This window comes from Schleiferilactobacillus harbinensis (genome assembly GCF_008694105.1).
GTDB lineage: Bacteria > Bacillota > Bacilli > Lactobacillales > Lactobacillaceae > Schleiferilactobacillus > Schleiferilactobacillus harbinensis.
Genome location: NZ_CP041364.1, coordinates 2,647,955 through 2,671,158, shown reverse-complemented (window position 1 = coordinate 2,671,158; position 23,204 = coordinate 2,647,955). Strand labels below are relative to the sequence as shown.

Sequence of the window (23,204 nt, the reverse complement as noted above, 5' to 3'; positions counted from 1 at the left end):
CCCGACCCGTTCAGGTCAGGCCGGCGAATGGAGGCCGTCATATTGAATTTAGCAAACCACCAAGCTTGGCTCATCGATTTCTACAAACGCCACGATTGGTATCACTTTTCACCCTTTGTCTACTTGAATTTTCTAACTGAAGAAACCGGCGAAGTCGCCCGTGCGATCCGCGCCTTGGAAATTGGCCGCCATCATCCGGGAGAAAAGCCGCAGACACCGGCCGAAAAGACAGCCAACCTGAAAGAGGAACTGGCTGATGTGTTAGACCAAGTCTTGGTCATTGGTACCAAGTTTGGCATTGACCCGGAGGCATTACTGGCCCAAAGCGAAAGCAAACTCAGCCGCCGGTTTAATGAGGAACAGCCCCATTAAGGACGGCGATACTGGGCAATCAATGGCCCGTATTGCGTCACCAGCTGAGGGCGATACACCTTGGCGTCGGTTGATCGTTTCACTTGCTGCCAAAGAATGGCGGCGACTTTCAGCTGGTCATGAAACACCGCCGTCTGCGGATCGGCGAAGAAATCGCGGACAAAGTTGTTCCACTGATAGGTCTGCTCTTCGGGGTTATTCGCCAAAAACGCCCGTTGTGCTGCCGGTTTGTCCTTAGTTTCTTGATAGACCCGGATCAGATCGCCGATCGTTGCGGTCTGATCTTTTTTTGCGTCAACTTGCCGTTTATACACGGCCATGGACTTGGTAAGGCGAAAGTGTTTCACGTGAAAATAGGCGGCAAAAAACTCACGGGCAGCTGCGTTGAACGCAAAACCTGACCCAATAATTGGTGTTTCCAGAGTCAACTGGGCTGCAGTCAATTTTTGACCACGGTTTGCCGACTCAGCCCGTTGACGCACCGGTCGGCCAGAAAAGAAAGCGTCCAGGCGCTGATTCAAGTCCGCCTTGGTGCCGCTGGTTGGCAATTGATACTGGCGGCATAACGCGATCAGATCCGTTTTGTAGTAATAGTGTGTTTTGAACGCTGCGAGATCCATTTCTCCACCCCCAGGATTCTATTCTACGCCACCGCTAGGGATACTTTGCACTACACATCTCGCCCAGCTACGGCCACGACCTGCCCCCGCAACTGGCTGTCACTGTCCGGTTTGCAGATCAAAACGGCCAAGCCAATGTACAACACCATGTGGAATACCGCCGCCAATAACGTCCCAGCGGGGTTCCCAGCACTGGTGATCACTGTCGCGTACCCTTGGGTGACTGTAATTGTGTAGTCGATAAAACCGTGGAGAACCATTGGGAACAGCAGACTGCCCTTACGTACATAAAGTGCACTCAGCAGGCAGCCCATGCCGAACGCTTCAATCATCTGCATCAGGGTAAAGTACAGCCCTTGATCAACGATATTGCCGAAGTGGTACAAACTGAACATGGCGCTGGACAAGAGAATGGCGGCCCAGACGCGGTGCGGCAGTGCCTGTATTTTTAAATTAGCCAATAGACTGGCGAAAATCACCCCGCGGAATAGGAACTCTTCCGGCCCCGCGGCAATCACTGCCACGATCGTCGCGTCAGCTAAATTGTTCAGCTTGCTCACCGTTGCCCCGACCATGATGGCGGCCATGATGGCCAGCATGATGATGCTGTTTTTACCAATGGCCGCCCGCCAATGGATGGGCTGCCGGGTAAGCCACTGATTGAATAGAATTCCGGCCGTCAATTCCAGCGTTTTGAAAATGACGTCCAAGACAATATCCGGCGCCTTGATCAGACCGATGAGCGGACTCGAGATGAACTCGTCAAAGACAAACATCAGCAACCAAAAAGTGATGATACTGGCGATACTATGCTGTTTAATTTTGCTAACGAGTAGCCGCATTGAAATAATTTCCCCCTTCTTGAATATATTTTTAAGCTGCGCTTAACTTTTCTGAAAATCAAGGATTGGCACGTGATTTTTTCACAAAAAAAGACAGCCGTCGTTAAGACAGACTGTCCACTCGAAAAATTCACTTAACTGGCTTGCCGCATACTGCCATCCAAAATCTCATAAATATGGTCTGCATATTGCTTCAACCGCATATCATGGGTGACCACAATGATCGACTTATTGTGCTTCTTGGCCAAATCATGAAGCAATTGACCGACCACCGTTACCCGTTCACTATCCAGCGCGGCCGTCGGTTCATCGGCCAGTACGATCTCGGGATTCGGATACAGCGCCCGGGCAATCGCCACCCGCTGGGTCTGGCCGCCGGAGAGTTCGTTGGGATACTTGGTGATCAAATCTTGAATGCCCAGATCGGCCAGCAGCGTCATCAATTCGTCTTCCGTCATGTGCGTGGCGCCCTTGATCCGGTCGACGAAGCGGAACTGTTCCCGCACGGTGAGGAAGGGCACCAGATTATATGCCTGCAGGATGAAGCCGATCTTGTTCAATCGCAGCGCATCCCGCTGCTTCACCGGGATCGCCGTGAGCGGTGTATCCTCCACCCGCACGTCCCCGGCCGTCGGCGTCTGCAAGCCGCCGGCAATAGTGAGAAAGGTACTTTTACCGGAACCGGATGGCCCGATCACGAGGCTCATTTCTCCCCGTTGGGCGGTGAACTCAATATCCTTCAGGACCTGGATCTTGCTGGTATCATGGCCAAAGGTCTTGTCGATATGGTGCATTTCAATCGTATTTTTATTTTCCATTGTTTCAGCCTCCATTAGGCAATCACGCTGACGGGATCAACTTTGAGAATCAACTTCACGGGGATCAGCGCGCCAATCACGCCGGTCAACAGAATCCCGATGGTCACCCCGCCTAGGATCGGCCAGTTGAAGGCGATCGGTACGCCCGCCGGGAGCGCGGCCGCGGTCAACGCCGTCAAGCCGACGCCCAAGGCTAAGCCGCCAAAGACCAGCAGCAGCGCTTGGTTGATGGTATTGCTGACGAGCACTTTGGCGGGGACGCCCTGAGCCCGCAAGACCGCGTAATTGGGAATCTTTTGAATCGTCAGGATGTACAGGAACACGGCGATGACGACCAGGGAAATAATCATCAAAAAGGCGATCATGAACGTGAAGGTCATGTTCTGGGCACTGTAGCCGGGCAGTTTGTTAATGAACGCCGCCACCGAATAATTCTTCAGCTGGTCAACACCGGGCTGGTACTTGGCGTTTTGCGAAATGATCCCACTAGCCACAAAGGTATCCGGCAGTTTCTTCAATGTCCGCCACGTGCTCAAGTCGCCATAAACCACCGGGGCGATGTCAATCTTGGCATTGTGGGTGAAGCCCACGATGGTATAGGTTTCCGTATTTGAGTTGAACTGGATCTTGTCACCGAGCTGGTAGTTGCTGGTCTTGAACCCATCATCCACGACGATTTGGTTGGCCTGAGTTGGTTTATGACCGCTGGTCAATACCAGCTTCTGACCAATGAACTGATTCCAGTCCAACCCGATGAATTGGGCGGATACTTTGGCATGCTTGGCTTCTTTGGCAACGATGGCACTTTGGCCGACATAGCTTTCTTTCTTCGTCAGCGTCATTTTATCCGTTTGGCTCTTCGTCAGCATGGACTGCTGCAGACTGGTGTTGGCGTCTTTATCCAGGATCACACTCTGCGCACCCCAGGAATCAATGGCCTCGGTGTTTTGCTGAGCCAGCCCAAAGGCCAGCCCGCTGAGAATATAAACTAAGTAGCTGATCAGCAGGATCATCCCGATAATCAGACCGTAGCGGAGCTTTTCGTGCTTGATTTCTTTCCAGGCTAAGTACATTAACGATGACTTCCTTCCAATTGATGGAGCGTATGCGTGAATTTAGTGAGTAATTTGGTTTTTAATTCCGGATACAGCATGATCTGGCGAATCACCTCGTGGCTGAGGATCGTGGCCGCCCATTCATCAGCGGGCAGGGCCGCTAATTTCTCCGGCGTGTTCAGCGTCGTCGGGATCGGCAGCGCGCCTTCGTTTTCAGTAAAGTGCCGGCGAATCAAATCGCGATACGGGTTATCGGCCAGTGAAGCGAGGAACTGCTCCGTGTAGGCCAGATACCCGGCCGCAGTGTAACCCGAGGCTTGCTGAAAATCGATATGCTGGTGAATGTCCCGCATTGCCACCCCGTAAAGGTAGACGTACGCGTCGGCCAGGTCCGCAAAGTATTTGTAAAAAGCGCCTCGGGCAATCCCAGCATCCTTGACGATCCGTGCTACCTGGGCGTCGGCAAAGGGATGTGCCGAGAATTCCCGCAGCAGCGCTTGGGTAACGAGCTGCTTTTTTTCCGGTTTCAAGTTGTTAAACGTGGCCGTGGGCATGCGCATTCTCCTCTCAAAAAGTGACGCCATGTCACTTAATGGAAACTAGAATACAGCAAAAGTGACACGGTGTCAACTAGCGCCCGCAATATTTTATGTTGTTATTTTGGCCTTTTTTTCATTTCTATGCTATCGTTTTCTTAAAGGGGTTCCATTGCCTTCAGAACGGTTTGGGCAGACAATATTCGTGTTTTTTATCAATCTTCACGGGGGGATTTTCATGCGCACGCGCTATCGTTTTCAGATACTGAGTTTATTAGTGCTGGCTTGGCTGCTGCTCTTGGGGACTAGCGGATCGGTTATTGCCGACACCACCCAGCCGGTCACGGTGACACCGAGCAATACTCAGACATTTTTCTCCACCAGAGGAACGGCCCACATTGATCTCAGCGCAGATGGCACGTGGGGTGATGTCACGCTGACCAACACAGACAGTCAATCCCAGGCGGGGGCCGCAACGCTGAACACCCGGCTGGATTTTTCGAAGAACTTTTGGATGCGGTATGACGTGAACTTCGGGGACTGGAACAGCAACGATAAAAAATCGGACGGGATGAGTTTTGTGCTGTATCCCGGCCAGCCGGGAGCGGTCGGACTGTTTGGCGGTAATGTGGGAATTTCCGGCCTGCCCTATGCGGAAGGCATTAAATTTGATGCGTATACCAACCGAAATCCCGGTACTGGTCATGCTGATATTTGGGATATGACCACGGATCGATGGGCTGGTTTGACTCAACCGGCTTATTTGCCGGGAGCAGACCCGTTGAATAAGACCCAGGCCTATGTCCAACGCAATCCGACCACAACGTATCCGACCTATCCGCAAGATACCGGGAATGGTCCGCTCATTCAATCGATTTACAACTATTTGGGTAAGAACTACAACGACTGGATTGGTGGTTTCAATAGCTGGGCACTGAAAAACGCTAAATTGGCCGGTTTCGTGTTTTCTGATCCCGATGCCGATCCAGGTACGGTAGCCGGGGCCACCCCGCCTTATGGCGCTTTTATCGAAACCAATTTGTCTGGCTTTACCCATATATACAGCACGTACAGTAACTCTCACTCGCTGCCGACCCTTGGCAGCGGCCGGATCGACGGGGCCCGCGCATTGAGTGCCGCACAATTCTATGATAACCAGTGGCATGCTATCCAAGTTCATTACTACGTTAATGCCAGCGGCGTGGGTACCCTGATCGTGGCGCTGCTGCCGAAATCCTGGTCGCAGTATACTTACGCCACCGACGCGGCTGGCCTGGCCGCCGCCGAAGCCGCCTCAGGGACCAATCAATGGACTCAGCAATTCACGATCAAGAACCTTCCCGCCGGCAAGTACTATTCGTTGAACATTTCTGCCTCCACGGGAGCCGCGCCCTGGAACCAGAAGGTCCGCAACTTCAACGGTTCATATACGCCCCAGCCGAACACAGCAACGGTGCGCTACGTGGACGAAAACGGGACTGACCTCCAGGATCCTGATACATCCTATACCGATCCCAACCTGGTCAATCCGGCGCTCACCAAACCAAACTTGCCCAAACAGCTCACCAAGGCCGGCCAGACCTACAGCTTCGACTACGGCAGTTATTTGGCATACGACGGCACGGAAAGCAAAGGGGCGACGCTGCTCACCCCGAATGTCAGCGGCGGAGCGGCGGGGACGCTCACTGATACCGGCGGTACGACGATGACGTATACCGGGCAGTATGGCCAATCCTATAAAGTCATTACCCTCTATTACAAAATGACCAACCCGCTGCCGTCACTGACCGGCCGGTACACATTGAACGGTACCGCTATTCCGGCCGGCCAGGCGGTGCATTTTGGCGATCTTTTGAATTATCAGGTCACCCTGACCAATCCGGCCGGCGGTGCCTCCCGGTGGGTCGGTACGAACCTGGCGGTGACGCTGCCGGATGGGCTGACCTTGGCCGGCAATGCCCCCACCGCGCAGGTCACTTTCAACACACAGCTGTCCACTGTGCCGTCGCCCCTCACCGTGACCACTGACACAACGGTGAGCGGATCAACAGCGACCGTCACGATTCCCAGCAAGACGGCCGCCAGTAACGATATCGTGCGCAACAACGGCATCGACCTCTTGACCGACGCCGCCAACAGCAGCGCCATCACGATCACCCTGCCAGTCCTGGTCACCAAACAGACCGCCGGTACGCTGACCGCCGCCGTGCAGGCGACCGACCGATACGTCCATCAGACCAACGAGACTCCGGCTGTACCCACGAGCTACTACAGCAGTATTCAGAAATCGCTGGACACCCTGACCGTAGCCGCTGCGGTGATTCCGGCGCGCAGTGCCATGATCCCGATTCCGGTACGCACGAACGAAAGCTTCACCCCCGTGCCCAGCGCGGCTTATACCCAGCGGGCCGTGTACGGAGCAGGCGCGGCCACTTGGCTCGGCACCGGCGATGTGAGCTTGCCGGCATCAGGCAATCAAATCAATCTGACCGCCGCCGGTATTCAGAAATTACGGGCCGCGGATTATATTCCAGTCATCACCGTGTATACCAACACCACAGGTCAGCAGTGGACCGAAGTCTACTATGTTTATGAGCCGCTATCGACCTGGATGCCGGATGCCGGCTTGCGCCAAACTGTGGCCAGCGCTTTCAACAAGGGTTCTGTAACGATCAATACGCATTTCTTCGATACGCCGCAGACTTATCTGAACACCGCCGGGGTCACTGGGGTCATCACCACCGATGATGCCACCACCCAATTAACAAAATCGCTGATGCCGAAGCTGACTGGGCTGACAAACCAGCTCAATACTGCCGGTACAGGGGTATTGGGTGCTGGGGCATGGAATATGACTAACGGCGTTATCGGGCTGGAATATGCCAGTAACCTGCAAGGGCTGGCCATCTATGGGCCAAGCCTGTTGCAAAATACAGGGACCCACACCACCACCGGACAGACCTTCCGCACGCTGCTCAACCAGCTGCAAACGCCTGTCCTGGGCCAATCAGCCCCGATCCAAAGCTTGCAGACAGTGGATCTGTCCGGCTATACCGCGACCGCGTTCACCGGCTCAGGTACGGCCGCCATGCCCAGCCTGCCCAAATTGCAAACTCTGAATCTGGTGGCCAACGGCTTGGCGGACGCGGATGTGACCACGGCGATCACGGGCACCACAGCCCATGACCTGGTGCCTTTCTTCCAGCAAAATAAGGCCGCGCTGCGTCAATTGACTCTGGCGTCTTACGCGGCCCCGACCAAGCCCAAGATGGACCAAGCGACTTTGCAAAATAACATCCAGGCGGTGACCACGGCGGGCACGGCCATCAACCAGCATGATATGGTCATGCCGGGGACCACGACCTGGTCATTAGCCAGGGCGGACACCCCCGACCAGATTCAAGTTAACGTCCCGGACGTGCGGCGCACGCTGACCACCGTACCGCTGGGGACCGCCACTGCCAGTGCGGTGAGTGATTATCAAAACGTCGCGGTCGCGGTGTACGACCGCGACCCGACCAATACTACCGATACCAGTACCCCACTGACTAACGTACTCACGCTGAAGGCCGACCAAAGCGGCTACGTGCTGAATTATACCAACTATCTGAAGGCCAGCCAGTTGCGTAACAACTAGCTGTACCTGAAGCGCACGTATACGACTGGCGGGACCCAATATTCACTCTGGACGAAAATCGGCCTGAGTGGAATTGATTATTTGCAGGTCGATACCTTGAATTTCGGCAAGCGTCAATTACGGGCCGGCCAGTACCCCAATAACGGGCACGACGACAACACCGGTCCAGATCCCGGCACTTATACGCCGTTCACCATCACCGTGGGCCGGACCAGCGCCAGCACGCAATCAACAGTGGGAATTTCTGCCAGTCCCTTCACCGGAACGGCGGGCACGCTCCCCGTCAGTTCACTGGCGCTGCATTATGTCAGCCAAAACAGCGCGGCGCCCAATACCTGGACGATTCCGGCGGATGGTTCGGCTGGTCAAAGCGCGGTGTGGACGTTCGTCAACACGGCCGCGCTGCTCGATACCAAAACCTTTAATGTCGACCTGAACGTGCCTGCTGTCAGCGGAATTTCTGCTCAAAAGTACACCGCCACGATCACCTACACGCTGAGCAACGTCCTGCGCTAACGGGAGCGGTGCCGGCGGGAAAACCACCAGACCAGGATGTAATACACAATAAACAGCACGCCAAAGACCGCTAGGATCACATAGCGGCCATTTGGTGTGTGGTTAAAGAACTGGTTACCGGCCGGAATCCGTTGAATGAGCCCAATAATGACGTTCATCGGGACCAAAAAGATTAACGGATCTTTCCAGTTCTTCTTTTCTTTGCGCCAAAAAACAAAACCGATAATCAGCAGGAATGCGAGAATCAATATGATCCCGCCGACGCCCGGAAAATAGAAGCGCCACGCGGTTTTCATCAAGAGGCCGAAAAAGATCCCAGGCAGCAAGAAACCGAGGAGCAGCCAGTTGGCCGTTCGATCACTGAGCGGGCGACCGTATCTGCTTTGCCCAAACAGGCGGCTGAGCAGCACAATGATAATCAGGCAGTAGGCCGCAATAAACAATGCCGCCCCCACATCCAACGGCCTCGCCGGATCGATCAACATTGGATAGGCCATCAGCAAAATACAGGCGCCGCCGGCATAGAGTACCAGATTCAGCAAGTCGCGCCACTTATTGGGTAGGGCCGCCAAAATGTCATCGGCTGTCTCTTGGGGATTCTTACCGAAATACGCTTCAGCGGTGCGGCCGTCCTGCTGGGCCGCCAGGATATCCGTCAGAATTGCCAGCAGTTCTTGTTCCACTGCCAGCTCATCTTTTCCCACCGCCTGGGCGCGAATGTATACCATCAGTGACTCGTAATAGGTCTTGTTAGCAGGTGTTAATTGCGCCCGCAGCGCCGTGTTTTCTTGCGCGAGTTGGGCCGCTGTTTTGGCCATCGTGGCCGCCTCCCTTTAGTCTTTTGCCCGCCGCAGCATCCGCCAAATCAATCCGTAGAAAAGCAGCAGCGCGACGACCAGCCCCCCGGCTAACCCGATCCGACCCGGCGTCGTCTTCAACAAAAAGGTTTGCCAGGCTTGTACCCGCGTCACGATGCCAATCAACGCCATCATCACGACGATGGGGACAAAGGGCGCCCACATCATTTTATCGTCCTGCCGCCAGAAAACGACGGCCAGCGCAATCAGCAGAATACTGATCAGTGCAATGCCGATGAGTCCAGGCAGATAAATGCGCCAGGGTGTTTTCAAAAAGAACGTCAGCAGGAAACCGGGAGCAATCAGTACACAGGCGGCTAACCAGCGCACGACCCAACCCCACCGACCCCATTGGTGCTGCTTTTGGTAGGTGGTCCGGCCAACATACGTCACGATGCCTAAAGCAGCAAGAGTGAAATACACGCCCGTGAGCAGCAGGGTGCCGATATCCACCGGCGTACTGGGCAGGGTCAGGGACGGGATTGCCGTAATCAAAAAGTAGCCGGCCAAAACGGCGCCCACCATTTTCACCATATTGACCCAGTGATTGGGGATTTCCGCTAAAATATCATCCGCCGTTTCCTGGGGCTGTTTGCCGAAATAATCAACCGCGGCAACGCCATCCTGCTGGGCGGCGATAATATCCGTCAAAATAGTCAGTAATTCCTGCTCAATAACTGCGCTGTCTTTCAATACCGCGCGGGTGCGCATATAGAGCAGCAGATCTTCGTAATACTTTTTGTTATCCGGGGTTAATTGTTCCCGGAGAGTGTTGTTTTCATCAGCGAGTCGACTCGTCTTCGTGGTCATGGTCGGTTCCCTCCTCTGCGGTCAATAACTGGGTCACATGGTCGGTCAATTGGTGCCATTGCTGAACAAAATCAGTTTGGGCGGTTGTCCCCGCGGCGGTCACTTGATAATATTTCCGGTCCGGGCCGTCGGGCGAGGGGCGCATTTGACTGGTGATCAGGCCCTTTTTCTCCAGCGCCATCAGCAGCGGATAGATCGTCCCCTTGGGAATCTCAGCGAACCCGTAATTCTCCAGCTCCTGGCTCAGCGTGTAGCCGTAGTATTCGCCGCGGCTGAGAATAATTAGGACACACCCTTGCAGCACGCCTTTCAGCATCTGGCTGTGCAAATCCTGGGCCATTTTGCCCCTCCTTTCGGCTATTAGGTATTGCCAACTAGTTGGTATCCATAATATACTCCCTGGCAGGCTAGTATGCAATACATAATACTCAAAAAAATAAAATCCCGGTTGCTCGCCGGGATGATGTTCTACTTGCGCTTAGTAGGCATTATCGATACCAGACCGTTTACTGGCATGATAAATGTAGCGATACATCAAATGCCCAATCAGGACATAAACCGCCGACTGGACCACCAGCCAGAACAATTGGCTGATATCCAGTGTGCCGCGGTCGATTAGTTGGCGAGAAATGTTGATACCCAAGGTAATTGGCAAAAAGTCGGCGACTCCTTGCAGCCACGCCGGAAAGGCTGTTAATGGCACAATTGACCCAGTGAGGAAAAGCAATAAATACGAGATAATCGACTCGAATGATGCCGTTTTGGTGTATTTCAGCGTCAACCCCGCTAAAAATAGCGAAAATCCGAATATACCAATGCAGGTAAGCACGAAGATCGGCAGAATCAGCGGATGGAAGCCGATATCAAAGCGCAGGATGACAAATAGCAGCCCAATGACCACGACCACTTTCACCAAATTAATCACCAGCCAAACAATGGTCTTCACCACCAAGATGGCTTCCAGCCCCGCCGGCCTGAGCAGCAGCTGATCCAGCGTGCCCAATTGTTTCTCCATGGAAATCGATTCCGAAGCTTCCCCGATGAGGGAGCTGATCAGAAACCAGTAGGCGAAACCGATGTAGAAAGCCGGGTCTTGATGATTGTTGTTCAACAAAATAAACACCATAAAAATAATACCGGTGATCACCGCGCTGGTGATTTGATCGGGGTAATACGTCTTCAACTCCGCCCAATACCGGCGAAACTCGGCCCGAAAAAGATGGACGATCATGATTTCCCCTCGCTTTCCGTAAAAATCGACTGGAGAATATCATCCAGTGATGTTTCCGTCTGTCCCACCTGGGTAATTTGCGCATCTGCCTGGATCAGCAGCTTCAAGTAAGCAATCTGACTCGCCGAATCGGTGAACTCAGCCCGCCAGCTTGCCGGATCGGCCGCCGCCACCCGCCCGTTCGCCGGCGGCGTAGGCGGTGCAGTCAGAGCAAACTCAATATAAAAGGGAAACGCCACATACCCCTGGCGAAAATCGGCATAAGTGCCCAAATAACGGATTTGATGCTGATCAATGAGCAGAATCCGGTCCACCAATTGGGCCAGCACATCCGCCTGGTGGGAGGTCAGGACGATTGTTTTTCCCAATTCTTGATTGATTGCTTTGATCTGGGTAATCAGCGTATGGCTGGCCATGAAGTCCAGCCCAAGGGTCGGTTCATCCAGGAAAATCAGTTCCGTATCAGCCAGCAAACAACACACGATCGCCAACTTCTGCTTCATTCCCCGGGAATAATGGCCGACCCGTTTGTTGGCGTCTGCCAGCAGATCGAACCGCGTCAGCAGGTTGGTTGCCGTTGGGGCAACGGCTTTAAAATTTTGCCCATTCAGCTCCGTGAAATACTGAATATTCTGCCAGCCAGTCAAATAGTCGTATAGATTGTCTACCGACTCCAAGACCGCTGAGGCATGACGGTAAAGTGCCCGACTGCCGTAAGGTACATCGCCGTTGGCAAAATGATAAACCACCGTTCCGCTGCTTTTATCGATCAAGTTGAGCAGGATTTTGATCAACGTGGTTTTCCCGGCACCATTTTTTCCTAATACACCCAGTATTTCTCCCTGGTGAATGGCGAAGTTCAGATGATCCAGCACGGTGGTCGCACCATACTGCTTGGTAACGTCCGTTGCTGTTAAAATATCCACGACTATCCCCTCCCTGTCTTACTTACTTTAGCCAATCCGCCTGCAGAATGCACGACTTTTTAATACCGCGGTATTTTATGCAAAAAATAAAGCGCCCCAGCCAACGGCCAAGGCGCCCAATCACCATGAAATTACCGCGCAAATTGCGGTTCTTGTTCCCAAACATCTGCCAGCACGCGAGTCTGTTCCCGATCCGGCCCTACGGAGAAAGTCACCAGCGGCACACCGACTAATTCCTGAATCCGCAAAACATAGTTCCGCGCATTTTCCGGCAGTTCTGCCAAGGTCGTGCAATGGGAAATGTCTTCATCCCAACCCGGCAGTTCTTCGTAAACCGGCTCGCAGGCTGCCAGTTCTTTTAAGCTCGCCGGATAGTGCTGAATTACTTCACCGTGCAGCTTGTAACCGACGCCGATCTTAACAGTCTTCAATCCCGTCAGGACATCGACGGAGTTCAGGGCCAGATCAGTCAGCCCAGCGACCCGCTTGGCATGTTTCAGAACCACCGCATCGAACCAGCCGATCCGGCGGGGGCGGTGAGTCACGACGCCGTACTCATGGCCGGCATCCCGAATCGTATCGCCAATTTCATCCAGCAATTCCGTCGGGAACGGGCCATCACCAACCCGGGACGTGTAAGACTTGGCCACCCCAACGACGCGGTTGATATGGGTCACGCCAACACCGGAACCAGAGCCTACGCCAGCAGCGGGGTTGGAAGAAGTCACGTACGGATAGGTCCCCTGGTCGATGTCCAGCATCGTGCCCTGGGCGCCTTCAAACAGCACATTGTGGCCGCTGTCCAGGATGTCGTTCAGGACCACGCTGGTATCCGTTACGAACGGAGCCAGTTCCTTGCCGAATTCAACAAATTTATCATAAATATCCGCAAACTTCAGAGGCGTACCATTGTAGATCTTGGTGATCAGCTCATTTTTGGCAGCCAGATTTTCGGTCAGTTTCTCCTTGAAGGTGTCCGGTTCCAGCAGGTCGGCCATACGAATCCCGACCCGAGCGGCCTTGTCCATATAAGCCGGCCCGATCCCGCGGTGGGTCGTACCGATCTTGTCAGCGCCCTTGGCGGTTTCCTGCAGCTTATCCAATTCAATATGGTAAGGCAGAATCACGTGGGCCCGGTTAGAAATCTTCAGGTGATCGGTGGTCACGCCGGCATCGTGCAGCCGGTGCAGCTCTTCGACCAAACTCTCAGGGTTCACCACAACGCCGTTCCCAATCACGGCCGTCTTATCCGGGTACAGGATACCCGATGGAATCTGCCGCAGCGCGTACGTGTGGCCGTCCGTCTTAATGGTATGTCCCGCGTTGTCGCCGCCTTGGTACCGCGCGATGGCCTGCGCCCCTTGACTGAGAAAATCCGTAATCTTACCTTTACCTTCGTCGCCCCATTGGGTCCCGACCACGACCGTTGCTGTCATGAATGTCCACCTCATATTTTATTTTGATCATTCTGCTTCAAAACTCACACCGGACCATAATATCAGTTTTAAATGTGTTTGGCAACGCAAACCCGAATCTCCGGTCCCAAGCATTCGCTAATCATTCGTAAAGAAAAGCCGCGAGGTAATTTCTGCCCGCGGCCTTTCTGCATTATCACGCCGGTTGCGCGTACGAAATCGACGAGAACTTGTTATACGACTTAATAAACAGCAACTTCACCGTTCCCCGGGCACCGGACCGGTTCTTTTCGATGATCACTTCCACGACCCCGGCATCGGAGTCTTCGTCCTCACTGCTGCTGGGGGCGTTACCGCCACCGCCGCCGCCGTAATTATCATCATCATCGCCGTCCTCATCCCGGTAATAATCGTCCCGGTACAGGAAAGCGACGATATCGGCATCCTGTTCAATGGAGCCGGATTCCCGAATATCAGACAGCACCGGCCGTTTATCCTGCCGTTGTTCCACGCCCCGAGATAGCTGGGACAGGGCAATGACCGGCACGTGCAATTCCTTGGCCAGCATCTTCAGCTGCCGGGAAATTGCCGATACTTCCTGTTGGCGATTCTCTTGACCGCTGCCTTCGATTAGCTGCAGGTAATCGACGACGATCAAGCCGAGATTGCCCTGCTCCTTAGCCAGCCGCCGCGCCTTGGCCCGGATGTTGGCCATCTTGATCCCCGGCGTGTCATCAATAAAGATCTGGGCTTTGGACAAGCTGCCCATGGCGACAATCAGGCTTTCCCACTCGTTATCGGTCAGTTGGCCGGTCCGCAAGTGGTTGGCCTCGATACTGCCTTCCGCACAGAGCATCCGGTTGACCAGCTGTTCTGCCCCCATTTCCAGACTGAAAATAGCGACGGAGGTGTCCGACTTGGTGGCCACGTTTTGGGCGACATTCAAGGCAAACGCGGTCTTCCCGACCCCGGGCCGAGCAGCGAGGATAATCAATTCATCCTCGTGCAGGCCCGCTGTGATCAGGTCCAGATCCCGGTAACCGGTGGACAAGCCGGTAATCTCATCGTTGTTCTTCGACAGTTCAGTCACTTTGGTCAGTGCATCGTTTAAGACATCGCTGATCGGCTTGAAGCCATTTTGCTGGGTCGTGTCCGAGACCGCCATGATCTCTTTTTCGGCATTATCCAGCACATCCTCCACATCGCTGTCGGGGTTGTACCCGGTCTGAACGATATGGGTCGCCGTGTCGATTAGTTTGCGCAGGGTCGCTTTCTGCTTGACGATCTTCGCGTAGTACACCACGTTAGCCGCGGTGGGTACGATGTTAGCCAGGTCGACCAGATAAGTGATTCCGCCCACGTCCGCCAATTGCTGGCGGGTGGCGAGCTCGTTTTTCAGCGTCACGATATCGATAGCTTCATCGCGATCCGTGAGGGCCACCATCGCCGCGAAGATATATTGGTGGGCTTTTTTGTAAAAATCGTCCGCCGTCACATAGGCCATGGCCTCTACCAAGGCATCACGGGATAGAAAAACGGAGCCGAGAACGGATTGCTCGGCATCGTTATCCTGTGGTGGCGTCCGATCGATCAACTCGTTATTCACTCCGTATGATTCCTCGATTCAATTGATTATTTCCCAGGTAATTAATTCTGCTGAGTGACATGGACCCGGATCACCGCATCCACACCAGGAGCCAGTTTAACCGGGACATTCGTGTACCCTAAAGACCGAATCGGTTCGCGCAGATCGATCTTGCGCTTGTCGACCTTCAGCCCAAATTGCTTATCCAGGGCTTGGGCAATCTGCTTGCTGGGAATGGAGCCGAACAGTTTGGCGTCTTCACCGGCTTTGGATTGAATTTGGACGATCGTCTTATCGTCTTCGATCTTCGCCTTGAATTCCTTGGCTTCAGCCAATTCCGCCGCCCGCTGCTGTGCTTCCCGGCGCTGCTTGCCTTTCAATTCGCTCATGGCTTGGGGGGTTGCTTCCTTGGCCTTGCCTTGCCGCAGTAAGAAATTTTGGGCGTATCCGTCCGGAACGTCCTTAATATCGCCGCGCTTGCCTTTACCGCGTACGTCTTCTAAGAAAATGACTTTCATTGGTTTTCTTCCCTTCTCGTTGTTGTCTTACTCTTCGTCAGCCGCGACCAGCTGGGTCAAGATATCCTTCAACTGCTGGCGGGCTTGGGCGATGGTTGAATCCTTAATTTGCGTGGCCGCGTTGGATAAGTGACCGCCGCCGCCCATCTTTTCCATGATCACCTGGACATTGACCTTGCCCAGGGAACGGGCAGAAATGCCGATCACGCCGTCAATGCGCTTGACGATGACGAAGGAGGCCTCGATCCCGGCCAGCGACAGCAGCGTGTCCGCCGCCTGGGCCGCCACGACCGGATCATAGACTTCATCTTCCTCACCCGTACAGAGTGCCATATTCGGTTCCACCATTTCAATGGTCTCGATCAGGTGATTCTTCTGGATAAAGTTATTGACGTCTTCTTTGAGCAGTTCCTGTACTAGTGTACTATCTGCACCAACCGACCGTAAATAGGAAGCGGCATCGAATGTCCGCGTCCCGGTCCGCAGGGAGAAGCTGTGGGTATCGACGGTGATCCCGGCCAGCATGGCGGTTGCTTCCAGCTTGCTCAAGCCTGGCACGTTTTTCGGCTGGTACTCAAACATTTCGGTGATCAATTCACAGGTCGAACTGGCGTAAGGTTCAATATACACCAGCATCGGATTCTCTGGGAACTCCTCGCCCCGCCGGTGATGATCGATGACGATCAGCCGCTGGGACAGGCGCTGACACAGTTCCGGCGAGATTGAAATCGACGGTTTGGAATGATCCACCAGAATCAGCAGCGTCTTGTCCGTTACCTGATTCAGCGCCTCCGTCGGGGTCAAAATATGCTTGGCCACCTCGGGCTGTTCTTCCACCCGGTGCAGCAGGCGCTGCACATCGGAGTGGACGTCGTTGGCGTTGACGATCACGTCGCATTCCTTGCCATTCATTTCGGCGATTCGGCGAATCCCCAGAGAGGCGCCAATGGCGTCCATATCCGGCCGGGCATGGCCCATGACGTAGATTTTATCCACTTGCTTGAAGATTTCCTGCAACGCCTGGGAAATCATCCGGGCCCGCACCCGCGTCCGTTTCTCCATCGGGTTGGTCCGGCCGCCAAAGAAGCGGGCCGGTGAATCCGGAGCCTTGACGACGACCTGATCGCCGCCCCGGCCCAAGGCCAGGTCCAGGTTGGATTGGGCATCGTTGGCTAAGGTGGCCAGGTTCGGGTTGCCATAGGCAAAGCCGATAGACAGGGTCAATGGATAGTTCTGCTTCGATGTATCCTGACGAATAACGTCCAGAATCTTGAACTTATCGTGCTCAGCCTCTTGCAACCGGGCCATATAAGCCATCACGAAGAAGTGATCATCGTCCACCCGCTTCAGGAACATGTGGTAGTGATTCGCCCAGTCCGTCAGCTTGTTGGTCACGTAGTTGTTCATATTCGAAATGGCCTGATCATCCATCGATTGGGTGATCTCGTCATAGTTATCCAAGAACACCTGCCCAATGGCCACCTGCTGAGCGGCCAACTGGTCTTCGATCTTGGCGTACTTGGTGATGTCGAGTAAGTAAATAACCCCCAGGTCATCCTGGACGGTCATATCAAATTGGTTGTCCCCCCATTTGATCTGGTGGGGACTGTCGTCGCCGCTGTACTTGGCGACAAACTGACCTAAGTCCGGCAGTGCATTATCCAGCGTCTTGCCCAGAATGTCTTTCTTCCCAATATATTGCTGGAAGAAAGGGTTCGTCCACTGAATCTCCTTGTGGTCGTTATACAACAGAATGCCAATAGGCATCTGAATCAGCGCTTCCTGCTCCCCTCGCTTGATGCGGTAGGTCAGGTCGGAGACGTACTTCTGGGTGTCCTGGGTGATGACCTCGGCGGCGTAGTAGATACTGACGACCATGGCCAGAAAGAGAATGGTCAACGCCAGGCCGATCCAGAATGAGTTGAAGAAGCTCAAAATAATCGTCGCCAGCGCTAGGCCCACAATGATCGCAAAAATCGTGATCACTCGGGCATTCCGCATGAAAGCCGGAAGCTTGATGCGTTGGAACACGTTCTTCATTGATATTTTCCCTCTTTTTGAATCGCGTTAGGCGCCTGGAAACAGCGCGCACAAGTAAACGATCGCGTCATAGTTAAGACTATTTTAACACATGTAAGGGAAAGCCAAGTTTTCATCAAAAAAGCAGTCAATGTTTCACGTGAAACATTGACTGCCGCTTTATTTTTGTCCGCTCATCTCGGCCACTGCCTCGGCAATCGACCAACTCGCCGGAATCAGCACTTCTTCCGGCCAGCCCAGCACATCATGGGGCAGAAACCATTTAGCCAGCGCATCTGGGCCAAACGACCCGGCTTGGGATCGCGTTTGGTGGCGCTCAATGGTTTCGGCCAAGGTTAAATCGTAATAGTAGGCTTGAGCTCGGTCAAAATCCTGAGCCAGGCTGGTGAGCATGTCGCCGTACACCGCTTTGCTCAAAATGCCTTCCAGAATCACGATCTGGTCATGGGCCAGGCCAAAGCGGGCGATGGTTTCCATTAAATCAATACTCAGGTTGCCTGGGTGGTCGTGGGTCTGCAGCATATCCCGCCGGACCACATCCTGATCAATCAGTAAAGAACCCGGCAGCCGGTCGTGCAGCGCCCGGGCCACCGTCGTTTTACCGGAACCGGAATTGCCGCGGATAATAATCAGATCGCTCATCGGTCACCAAAAATCTGCTGCTTCAATTTCAAGGCCGTCGGCGTCGTGGCCAGTCCGCCCTCCGCAGTTTCCTTGAAGGCACTGGGCATTTGCATACCGACCCGGCGCATCGCTTCGATCGTTTCATCCACCGGGATCACACTCTTCAACCCGGCCAGCGCCATGTCGGCGGAAATCATTGCCTGACTGGCCCCCAGCGCGTTGCGTTTCACACAGGGTACCTCCACCAGACCAGCGACCGGGTCGCAGATCAGCCCCAGCATGTTCTGCAGCGTCATCGCCACCGCGTTGGCCGCTTGCACCACGGTGCCGCCCTTGGCACAGACCAGCGCGGCGGCGGCCATGGCACTGGCGGAACCGACCTCTTCCTGACAGCCGCCCTCGGCCCCAGCGATCCCCGCATTATTGGCGATCACCAGCCCGAAGGCCCCGGCCGTGAAGAGAAAATCGATCTGCTGGTCCCGGGTCATGGCCAGCCGCTCCCGGACGGCCAGCAAAACCCCGGCTAAGACGCCGGCACTGCCCGCGGTGGGCGTGGCACAGATCAGACCCATTTTGGCATTCACCTCATTGACCGCGATGGCATTGCGCACCGCCTCCAGAATGGGCTGGCCGCTTAGGAAATCGCCGGCGGTCAGGTACTGATCCATCTTTTTAGCTTCCATACCAGTCAACCCGGTCACCGATTTCACCCCGGCGATGCCCTCTTTGACCGAACGCACCATGACGTCCAGATTTTTACCCATCAAATGACGAATCTGGTCCGCGCTCCGCGTCGTATTTTCAACCTCCATGTGCACCATCATCGCGGCCACTGACGGATAATCAGCACTCTGTTCAACAAGCTCTTTAATCGTATAAAACATTTTTGGCGGACTCCTTATTCGAAATAGGTGGCATTGATCATGTGCGGCAGCTGCTTCAACTGGTCGAGAATCCCTGGCTGGTAGTCATCGACTTCCAGCACCATGATGGCTTTCTCCCCCTTGGCCGAACGGGTCACAGTCATGGTGCCGATGTTGATGTTGTTTTCAGAAAAAATGTGGGTCACGCGGGCGACCATCCCCGGGACATCCTCATGGATCGTGATGTACGTCGGGGTACCCATACTCAAGGTGATCTTGAAGCCGTTGATTTCCGTGATCTGAATATTGCCGCCGCCAATGGATACGCCGGTGACCTCCAGTTTGCGGTCGCCTTTCTTCAGCACAATGCGGGCAGTGTTGGGGTGGTCCACCTTGTCGCTCTTCGGGACAAAGCCCACCGTGATGCCGCGGTCGTAGGCGATTTTTAAAGAATCCGGCAGGTGCGGATCATCCGGGGCCATGCCCAACAAACCACCGATGATCGCCACATCGGTGCCGTGACCACGGTATGTTTTGGCAAACGATTCATACAGATAAACGGTGATTTTTTCCGGCGTATCGCCGAAAATATCGTGGACCACTTTCCCGATTCGGGCCGCGCCGGCGGTGTGGGAACTGCTGGGACCGACCATCACGGGGCCGATAATATCAAAGACACTGTGGAACCTGACGTCTGGCATTTTGCTCTCCGTTCTTGGCACAAGATATACGCTGATTTTAGCACCATTTTCAGAATAAAAATAACAAGAATCAGACTTTAATGCCAGCCCTTGTGCCAGCCTCATCTTTGGTCGCAAGATAAACCTCAGAAAAATTGGTCTTTCGGTGGCCACGTGACTATAATGCCTTCTTGTATTGAAATCACTCACCCGAGGAGGCAGCCTGATGGACTGGGGACCAATCTCTGAATGGGCGGCGGCAGTGGCCGAACTGCTGGCCGTCAGCGTCGCATTATTTCTACCGTATTATACAGAGCATCGGAAAGAAAAAAGAAAGATCCGCAATCTGCGGGTGGCCATTAACCATCTCAGTCAGCAGGCGCTGGCTGGCGAAAAAGACGCCGTCGTCACTTTGGAAATATTTCTCAATGTGTCTTTTCTGACCACTAGCAGTGCCGAAGCGGAGCGGTTGATCGTTGCTGGCCGCTTGATTCTGGATTCAATCAAGGCGTTGCCGGATAAACAGGCAGAAAATTATTCGGCGGCGGTCCAGCAAATCAACAAGTTAGTCGCGGCTATCAATACCCCAAAACACCGGTCAAAGGCGTGACTCACTGGGATGGTTTGCACGCCCCGATTAATCGGGTAAACTGGTGACAATTACTCAGAAAGCAGGTTGACTTATGGCAGATTACATCAAAGAAATCCGCGCCTTAGTGGGACACAAACCGATTCTGCTCAACGCCGCCGGGGGAGCGGTTTTTAACGACCAGGGGCAAATCCTGATTCAACAGCGTACCGATAACCGCACTTGGAGTCTGCCCGGCGGCTTCATGGAATACGGTGAAACCTTCCGGGAAACTGTGCTGCGGGAATATAAGGAAGACAGCGGTCTGGAAGTTAAAATCGACCATTTGATCGGTGTTTTCGACCAAGGCTTCACCGTTTATCCCAACGGCGACGAGTGCCAGGTCATTTCTGCCCTCTTCGCGGTCACCCCCATCGGCGGCAAACGAATTACTGAGGAGCAGTTCGAAACCGTCGGGACGGATTACTTCGATGAAGACAATCTGCCCCCGCTGCTCAATCAGCAAACCGCCGACATGATCCACGCCGCCTTCGCGGATTGGCGCAAGCACCACAAACAAGAGAAAGCTAGCGATTAATTTGGCCCAAAAGAAATTTTTCAACCACGAACCGCTTTTCACTCCGCGCAGCTTCGGCCTGGGCTGGAACATCAATATCCATAATCCCATTGGCTTGCTGATTTGCGTTGCTTTGGCGGCGGTGATCATCGGGATGGTGATTTTCAGCATTCTGCATAATGGGTTATAAACAGTTATTTAAATAAAAATATTAACGCAGACGTGTCAATAGCGAATTTTCTCCGGCACCCCGCGAATAATATTTTTATTAATTAATATACGAAAATGGCGTGCTATGGTGAGTCCAGCAAATATTCCGAGGAGGATACAATGGAAAAACGAACTGGACTTGTCTATGCCGCCATTTTTGTACTGGCAATTGTTATCGGTGGTGCCCTGCTGCTTGGCCGCCACCGGTCCGAGGCGGGGAGAGAACAGATGGGCACACCAACGATTTACACCGCTCTGCCGAGTCAAACAAATGGCTACTACCGACCCTTTGCTGGGGCGTTGAAAAGTTTCAGTGCCCAGCTGAACGCTTCGGCTGCACCGGTGGTCACCATCACCAAACAACACTTAAACCAGCCCACCAGCCGCTTCACCTACGACGACATTTGGCTCCGGGACGTGGCGCCAGTGATCACCACCCGTATGGTGAAATTCCGCTACGCGCCCAGCTACCTGGCCAAGGCCGACCGCACCTATTTGGACACCCGCTTTCGCGCTTGGTTAAAGCAGATGCATTTTCAATACCGCACCAGCGACCTGGTACTGGATGGCGGAAATTTGGTCTGGAATGGGCACGATACCGTTATTTTGACCGAACACGTCTTCAAGGATAATCCCGAGTGGTCCCGGCAGGAAATCGTCAGTGAGTTGAAATACCAGTTGAACGTCAGCCACGTGATCATTATTCCCGCTGAACCGGGCGATGTGCTCGGTCACGCCGACGGGATGGTCAAATTTATCAATGCCCGGACGCTGTACGTCAGCGACTTCTCCGGCGATGACGTCCTGGTACACACCGTTGAACGCCGCATCAAGGCCGAGCTGCCCGCCGCCAAATTCGTCATCCTGCCTTCGGCTTACACCGCCAAGGGTCAATATGATCGTAAAATTGCCTCCGCCAAGGGGTTGTATATCAATATGCTGGAAACACCGGACACGATTTACGTACCGCATTACGATCTGCCGGCTGATCAGCAGGTACTCAAAATTATACGCGCCCATACAGCGAAGAAGGTCGTGCCCATTGACGTGGCCAAAATTTCCACCACCGGCGGTTCCGTGCACTGCCTAACATGGGACGTACCGGCGCGGCTGATGCCGGCCCATTAATCAGGTCCAGGCCCTTTCTTTCTGACCGCCACCGGGCAGCCAAAACTGGTACACTATCATTAACGATACCCCGCAACGCGAGAAAGAAAGACGTGACCATGGAACGAATTCTCTTAATTGACGACAATTTCGACATCGGCGCGATGCTGGACACTGTCCTGGGCGACACGTACACCATCACCAAAGCCTATTCGGGTACCGAGGGCCTGCTCCAAACTCAGCAGCAGGCGTTCGATTTGATCCTGCTGGACCGCATGCTGCCGGGGAAAAATGGCGAGGCAGTGCTGCACGATCTGCGGCAGACTTTGACGACCCCAATCATTATGCTGACGGCGTTGAGTGATAAAGACGACATCGCGCGGCTATTAATGGCTGGCGCAACGGATTATGTCACCAAACCGTTCAACATCAAGGAGTTGAAGGCCCGGATCGTCGTCGCGCTGCGGCAAAACGCGGCGTCCGCAACGAGCGCCGCTCCGGCGGCGGTTTCGTTTGGCCCGTTCACCTTGGCTGAGAAGGACTATACCCTCCATTGGCAGGACCAATCAGTCGACCTTAAAAAGAAGGAATTCGACATTTTGAAACTCCTTTTCCAGCATCCCGGCCAGGTTTTCAGCAAGGAAGCCCTGTACACCCAAGTGTGGCACGAACCTTATTATGGGGATGAAAATACCGTCAACGTCCATCTCACTAACCTGCGCAAAAAACTACGCCAACTCGACCCAGACCAGGAGCACATCGCCACGGTCTGGGGTATTGGCGTAAAGCTGGTCTAG

At 54.0% G+C, this 23,204-nt stretch carries 25 protein-coding genes; 8 read left to right on the top strand and 17 right to left on the bottom strand.

Going from position 1 to position 23,204, the window contains the following annotated elements; genetic code table 11:
* Positions 1-42 precede the first annotated feature (42 nt).
* Complete coding sequence (locus FMM01_RS13125) at positions 43-372, top strand: MazG nucleotide pyrophosphohydrolase domain-containing protein (RefSeq protein ID WP_150392817.1); 330 nt, start codon at positions 43-45, stop codon at positions 370-372.
* Here the strand turns inward: FMM01_RS13125 and FMM01_RS13120 are convergent.
* From FMM01_RS13120 to FMM01_RS13100, 5 genes are all read right to left on the bottom strand, one after another.
* Positions 369-992: an SAP domain-containing protein gene (locus FMM01_RS13120; RefSeq protein WP_150392816.1), complete on the bottom strand. Its 624-nt coding sequence runs from the start codon at positions 990-992 to the stop codon at positions 369-371. The genes FMM01_RS13125 and FMM01_RS13120 overlap by 4 nt on opposite strands.
* Positions 993-1,042: 50 nt before the next feature.
* Positions 1,043-1,834, bottom strand: coding sequence for a CPBP family intramembrane glutamic endopeptidase (locus tag FMM01_RS13115; protein WP_150392815.1), 792 nt, complete (start codon positions 1,832-1,834; stop codon positions 1,043-1,045).
* A gap of 134 nt (positions 1,835-1,968) precedes the next feature.
* Positions 1,969-2,652, bottom strand: coding sequence for an ABC transporter ATP-binding protein (locus tag FMM01_RS13110; RefSeq protein WP_027828787.1), 684 nt, complete (start codon positions 2,650-2,652; stop codon positions 1,969-1,971).
* A gap of 14 nt (positions 2,653-2,666) precedes the next feature.
* On the bottom strand, positions 2,667-3,725 hold the full coding sequence (locus tag FMM01_RS13105) for an ABC transporter permease (protein WP_150392814.1): 1,059 nt from the start codon (positions 3,723-3,725) through the stop codon (positions 2,667-2,669).
* Positions 3,725-4,261, bottom strand: a complete 537-nt coding sequence (locus FMM01_RS13100; protein WP_063516101.1) for a TetR/AcrR family transcriptional regulator — start codon at positions 4,259-4,261, stop codon at positions 3,725-3,727. Before FMM01_RS13100 ends, FMM01_RS13105 begins: the two co-directional genes overlap by 1 nt.
* Positions 4,262-4,481: 220 nt before the next feature.
* Here FMM01_RS13100 and FMM01_RS13095 point away from each other — a divergent pair, with 220 nt between their 5' ends.
* Positions 4,482-7,880: a lectin-like domain-containing protein gene (locus FMM01_RS13095; protein WP_150392813.1), complete on the top strand. Its 3,399-nt coding sequence runs from the start codon at positions 4,482-4,484 to the stop codon at positions 7,878-7,880.
* 96 nt (positions 7,881-7,976) lie between these two features.
* On the top strand, positions 7,977-8,396 hold the full coding sequence (locus tag FMM01_RS13090; protein ID WP_150392812.1) for a hypothetical protein: 420 nt from the start codon (positions 7,977-7,979) through the stop codon (positions 8,394-8,396).
* Here FMM01_RS13090 and FMM01_RS13085 read toward each other — a convergent pair.
* From FMM01_RS13085 to sdaAB, 12 genes are all read right to left on the bottom strand, one after another.
* The gene (locus FMM01_RS13085; RefSeq protein WP_150392811.1) at positions 8,393-9,214 is read right to left on the bottom strand and encodes a DUF1129 domain-containing protein; all 822 of its coding nucleotides are present in this window, start codon (positions 9,212-9,214) and stop codon (positions 8,393-8,395) included. The two genes, FMM01_RS13090 and FMM01_RS13085, sit on opposite strands and share 4 nt — an antisense overlap.
* A gap of 15 nt (positions 9,215-9,229) precedes the next feature.
* Positions 9,230-10,063 (bottom strand): DUF1129 domain-containing protein, encoded by an 834-nt coding sequence (locus FMM01_RS13080; RefSeq protein ID WP_146993871.1) that lies wholly within the window; start codon positions 10,061-10,063, stop codon positions 9,230-9,232.
* Positions 10,035-10,403, bottom strand: a complete 369-nt coding sequence (locus FMM01_RS13075; protein ID WP_027828792.1) for a PadR family transcriptional regulator — start codon at positions 10,401-10,403, stop codon at positions 10,035-10,037. The genes FMM01_RS13080 and FMM01_RS13075 overlap by 29 nt, the downstream gene beginning before the upstream one ends.
* A 138-nt stretch (positions 10,404-10,541) precedes the next feature.
* Positions 10,542-11,294, bottom strand: a complete 753-nt coding sequence (locus FMM01_RS13070) for an ABC transporter permease (RefSeq protein WP_150392810.1) — start codon at positions 11,292-11,294, stop codon at positions 10,542-10,544.
* Positions 11,291-12,220: an ABC transporter ATP-binding protein gene (locus FMM01_RS13065; RefSeq protein WP_190973371.1), complete on the bottom strand. Its 930-nt coding sequence runs from the start codon at positions 12,218-12,220 to the stop codon at positions 11,291-11,293. Before FMM01_RS13065 ends, FMM01_RS13070 begins: the two co-directional genes overlap by 4 nt.
* 131 nt (positions 12,221-12,351) lie before the next feature.
* Positions 12,352-13,656: an adenylosuccinate synthase gene (locus FMM01_RS13060; RefSeq protein WP_027828794.1), complete on the bottom strand. Its 1,305-nt coding sequence runs from the start codon at positions 13,654-13,656 to the stop codon at positions 12,352-12,354.
* A gap of 175 nt (positions 13,657-13,831) precedes the next feature.
* The gene (dnaB, locus tag FMM01_RS13055) at positions 13,832-15,241 is read right to left on the bottom strand and encodes a replicative DNA helicase (RefSeq protein ID WP_027828795.1); all 1,410 of its coding nucleotides are present in this window, start codon (positions 15,239-15,241) and stop codon (positions 13,832-13,834) included.
* 41 nt (positions 15,242-15,282) lie between these two features.
* The gene (gene rplI / locus FMM01_RS13050; protein ID WP_027828796.1) at positions 15,283-15,738 is read right to left on the bottom strand and encodes a 50S ribosomal protein L9; all 456 of its coding nucleotides are present in this window, start codon (positions 15,736-15,738) and stop codon (positions 15,283-15,285) included.
* Positions 15,739-15,765: 27 nt separating this feature from the next.
* Positions 15,766-17,778, bottom strand: a complete 2,013-nt coding sequence (locus tag FMM01_RS13045) for a DHH family phosphoesterase (protein WP_146995182.1) — start codon at positions 17,776-17,778, stop codon at positions 15,766-15,768.
* A gap of 159 nt (positions 17,779-17,937) precedes the next feature.
* Complete coding sequence (locus FMM01_RS13040; protein WP_150392808.1) at positions 17,938-18,420, bottom strand: kinase; 483 nt, start codon at positions 18,418-18,420, stop codon at positions 17,938-17,940.
* Entirely contained in the window at positions 18,417-19,286 is an 870-nt protein-coding gene (sdaAA, locus tag FMM01_RS13035) for an L-serine ammonia-lyase, iron-sulfur-dependent, subunit alpha (RefSeq protein WP_150392807.1), read from the bottom strand. The genes FMM01_RS13040 and sdaAA overlap by 4 nt, the downstream gene beginning before the upstream one ends.
* Before the next feature lie 14 nt (positions 19,287-19,300).
* On the bottom strand, positions 19,301-19,966 hold the full coding sequence (gene sdaAB / locus FMM01_RS13030; RefSeq protein WP_150392806.1) for an L-serine ammonia-lyase, iron-sulfur-dependent subunit beta: 666 nt from the start codon (positions 19,964-19,966) through the stop codon (positions 19,301-19,303).
* Positions 19,967-20,171: 205 nt separating this feature from the next.
* Between sdaAB and FMM01_RS13025 the strand changes: the two genes are divergently transcribed.
* The 5 genes from FMM01_RS13025 (at position 20,172) to FMM01_RS13010 (ending at position 23,204) form a co-directional block, all read left to right on the top strand.
* A complete protein-coding gene (locus FMM01_RS13025) occupies positions 20,172-20,555 on the top strand; it encodes a hypothetical protein (RefSeq protein WP_150392805.1) in 384 nt (127 codons plus the stop codon).
* A gap of 73 nt (positions 20,556-20,628) precedes the next feature.
* Positions 20,629-21,111: an NUDIX hydrolase gene (locus FMM01_RS13020; RefSeq protein WP_063516113.1), complete on the top strand. Its 483-nt coding sequence runs from the start codon at positions 20,629-20,631 to the stop codon at positions 21,109-21,111.
* A 1-nt stretch (position 21,112) separates the two neighbouring features.
* The gene (locus tag FMM01_RS16335) at positions 21,113-21,280 is read left to right on the top strand and encodes a hypothetical protein (protein WP_186810245.1); all 168 of its coding nucleotides are present in this window, start codon (positions 21,113-21,115) and stop codon (positions 21,278-21,280) included.
* 140 nt (positions 21,281-21,420) lie between these two features.
* Complete coding sequence (locus FMM01_RS13015) at positions 21,421-22,428, top strand: agmatine deiminase family protein (RefSeq protein ID WP_223849949.1); 1,008 nt, start codon at positions 21,421-21,423, stop codon at positions 22,426-22,428.
* A 98-nt stretch (positions 22,429-22,526) separates the two neighbouring features.
* Complete coding sequence (locus FMM01_RS13010) at positions 22,527-23,204, top strand: response regulator transcription factor (protein WP_150392804.1); 678 nt, start codon at positions 22,527-22,529, stop codon at positions 23,202-23,204.

Coding starts and splice junctions, on each gene's coding strand:
- FMM01_RS13080 (WP_146993871.1), bottom strand. CDS start 10,063: ATGACCACGAAGACGAGTCGACTCGCTGATGAAAACAACACTCTCCGG.
- FMM01_RS13110 (WP_027828787.1), bottom strand. CDS start 2,652: ATGGAAAATAAAAATACGATTGAAATGCACCATATCGACAAGACCTTT.
- FMM01_RS13070 (WP_150392810.1), bottom strand. CDS start 11,294: ATGATCGTCCATCTTTTTCGGGCCGAGTTTCGCCGGTATTGGGCGGAG.
- FMM01_RS13060 (WP_027828794.1), bottom strand. CDS start 13,656: ATGACAGCAACGGTCGTGGTCGGGACCCAATGGGGCGACGAAGGTAAA.
- FMM01_RS13020 (WP_063516113.1), top strand. CDS start 20,629: ATGGCAGATTACATCAAAGAAATCCGCGCCTTAGTGGGACACAAACCG.
- FMM01_RS13120 (WP_150392816.1), bottom strand. CDS start 992: ATGGATCTCGCAGCGTTCAAAACACACTATTACTACAAAACGGATCTG.
- FMM01_RS13015 (WP_223849949.1), top strand. CDS start 21,421: ATGGAAAAACGAACTGGACTTGTCTATGCCGCCATTTTTGTACTGGCA.
- rplI (WP_027828796.1), bottom strand. CDS start 15,738: ATGAAAGTCATTTTCTTAGAAGACGTACGCGGTAAAGGCAAGCGCGGC.
- FMM01_RS13100 (WP_063516101.1), bottom strand. CDS start 4,261: ATGCCCACGGCCACGTTTAACAACTTGAAACCGGAAAAAAAGCAGCTC.
- FMM01_RS13045 (WP_146995182.1), bottom strand. CDS start 17,778: ATGAAGAACGTGTTCCAACGCATCAAGCTTCCGGCTTTCATGCGGAAT.
- FMM01_RS13075 (WP_027828792.1), bottom strand. CDS start 10,403: ATGGCCCAGGATTTGCACAGCCAGATGCTGAAAGGCGTGCTGCAAGGG.
- FMM01_RS13095 (WP_150392813.1), top strand. CDS start 4,482: ATGCGCACGCGCTATCGTTTTCAGATACTGAGTTTATTAGTGCTGGCT.
- FMM01_RS13105 (WP_150392814.1), bottom strand. CDS start 3,725: ATGTACTTAGCCTGGAAAGAAATCAAGCACGAAAAGCTCCGCTACGGT.
- sdaAB (WP_150392806.1), bottom strand. CDS start 19,966: ATGCCAGACGTCAGGTTCCACAGTGTCTTTGATATTATCGGCCCCGTG.
- FMM01_RS13040 (WP_150392808.1), bottom strand. CDS start 18,420: ATGAGCGATCTGATTATTATCCGCGGCAATTCCGGTTCCGGTAAAACG.
- FMM01_RS13010 (WP_150392804.1), top strand. CDS start 22,527: ATGGAACGAATTCTCTTAATTGACGACAATTTCGACATCGGCGCGATG.
- FMM01_RS13025 (WP_150392805.1), top strand. CDS start 20,172: ATGGACTGGGGACCAATCTCTGAATGGGCGGCGGCAGTGGCCGAACTG.
- sdaAA (WP_150392807.1), bottom strand. CDS start 19,286: ATGTTTTATACGATTAAAGAGCTTGTTGAACAGAGTGCTGATTATCCG.
- FMM01_RS13115 (WP_150392815.1), bottom strand. CDS start 1,834: ATGCGGCTACTCGTTAGCAAAATTAAACAGCATAGTATCGCCAGTATC.
- FMM01_RS13085 (WP_150392811.1), bottom strand. CDS start 9,214: ATGGCCAAAACAGCGGCCCAACTCGCGCAAGAAAACACGGCGCTGCGG.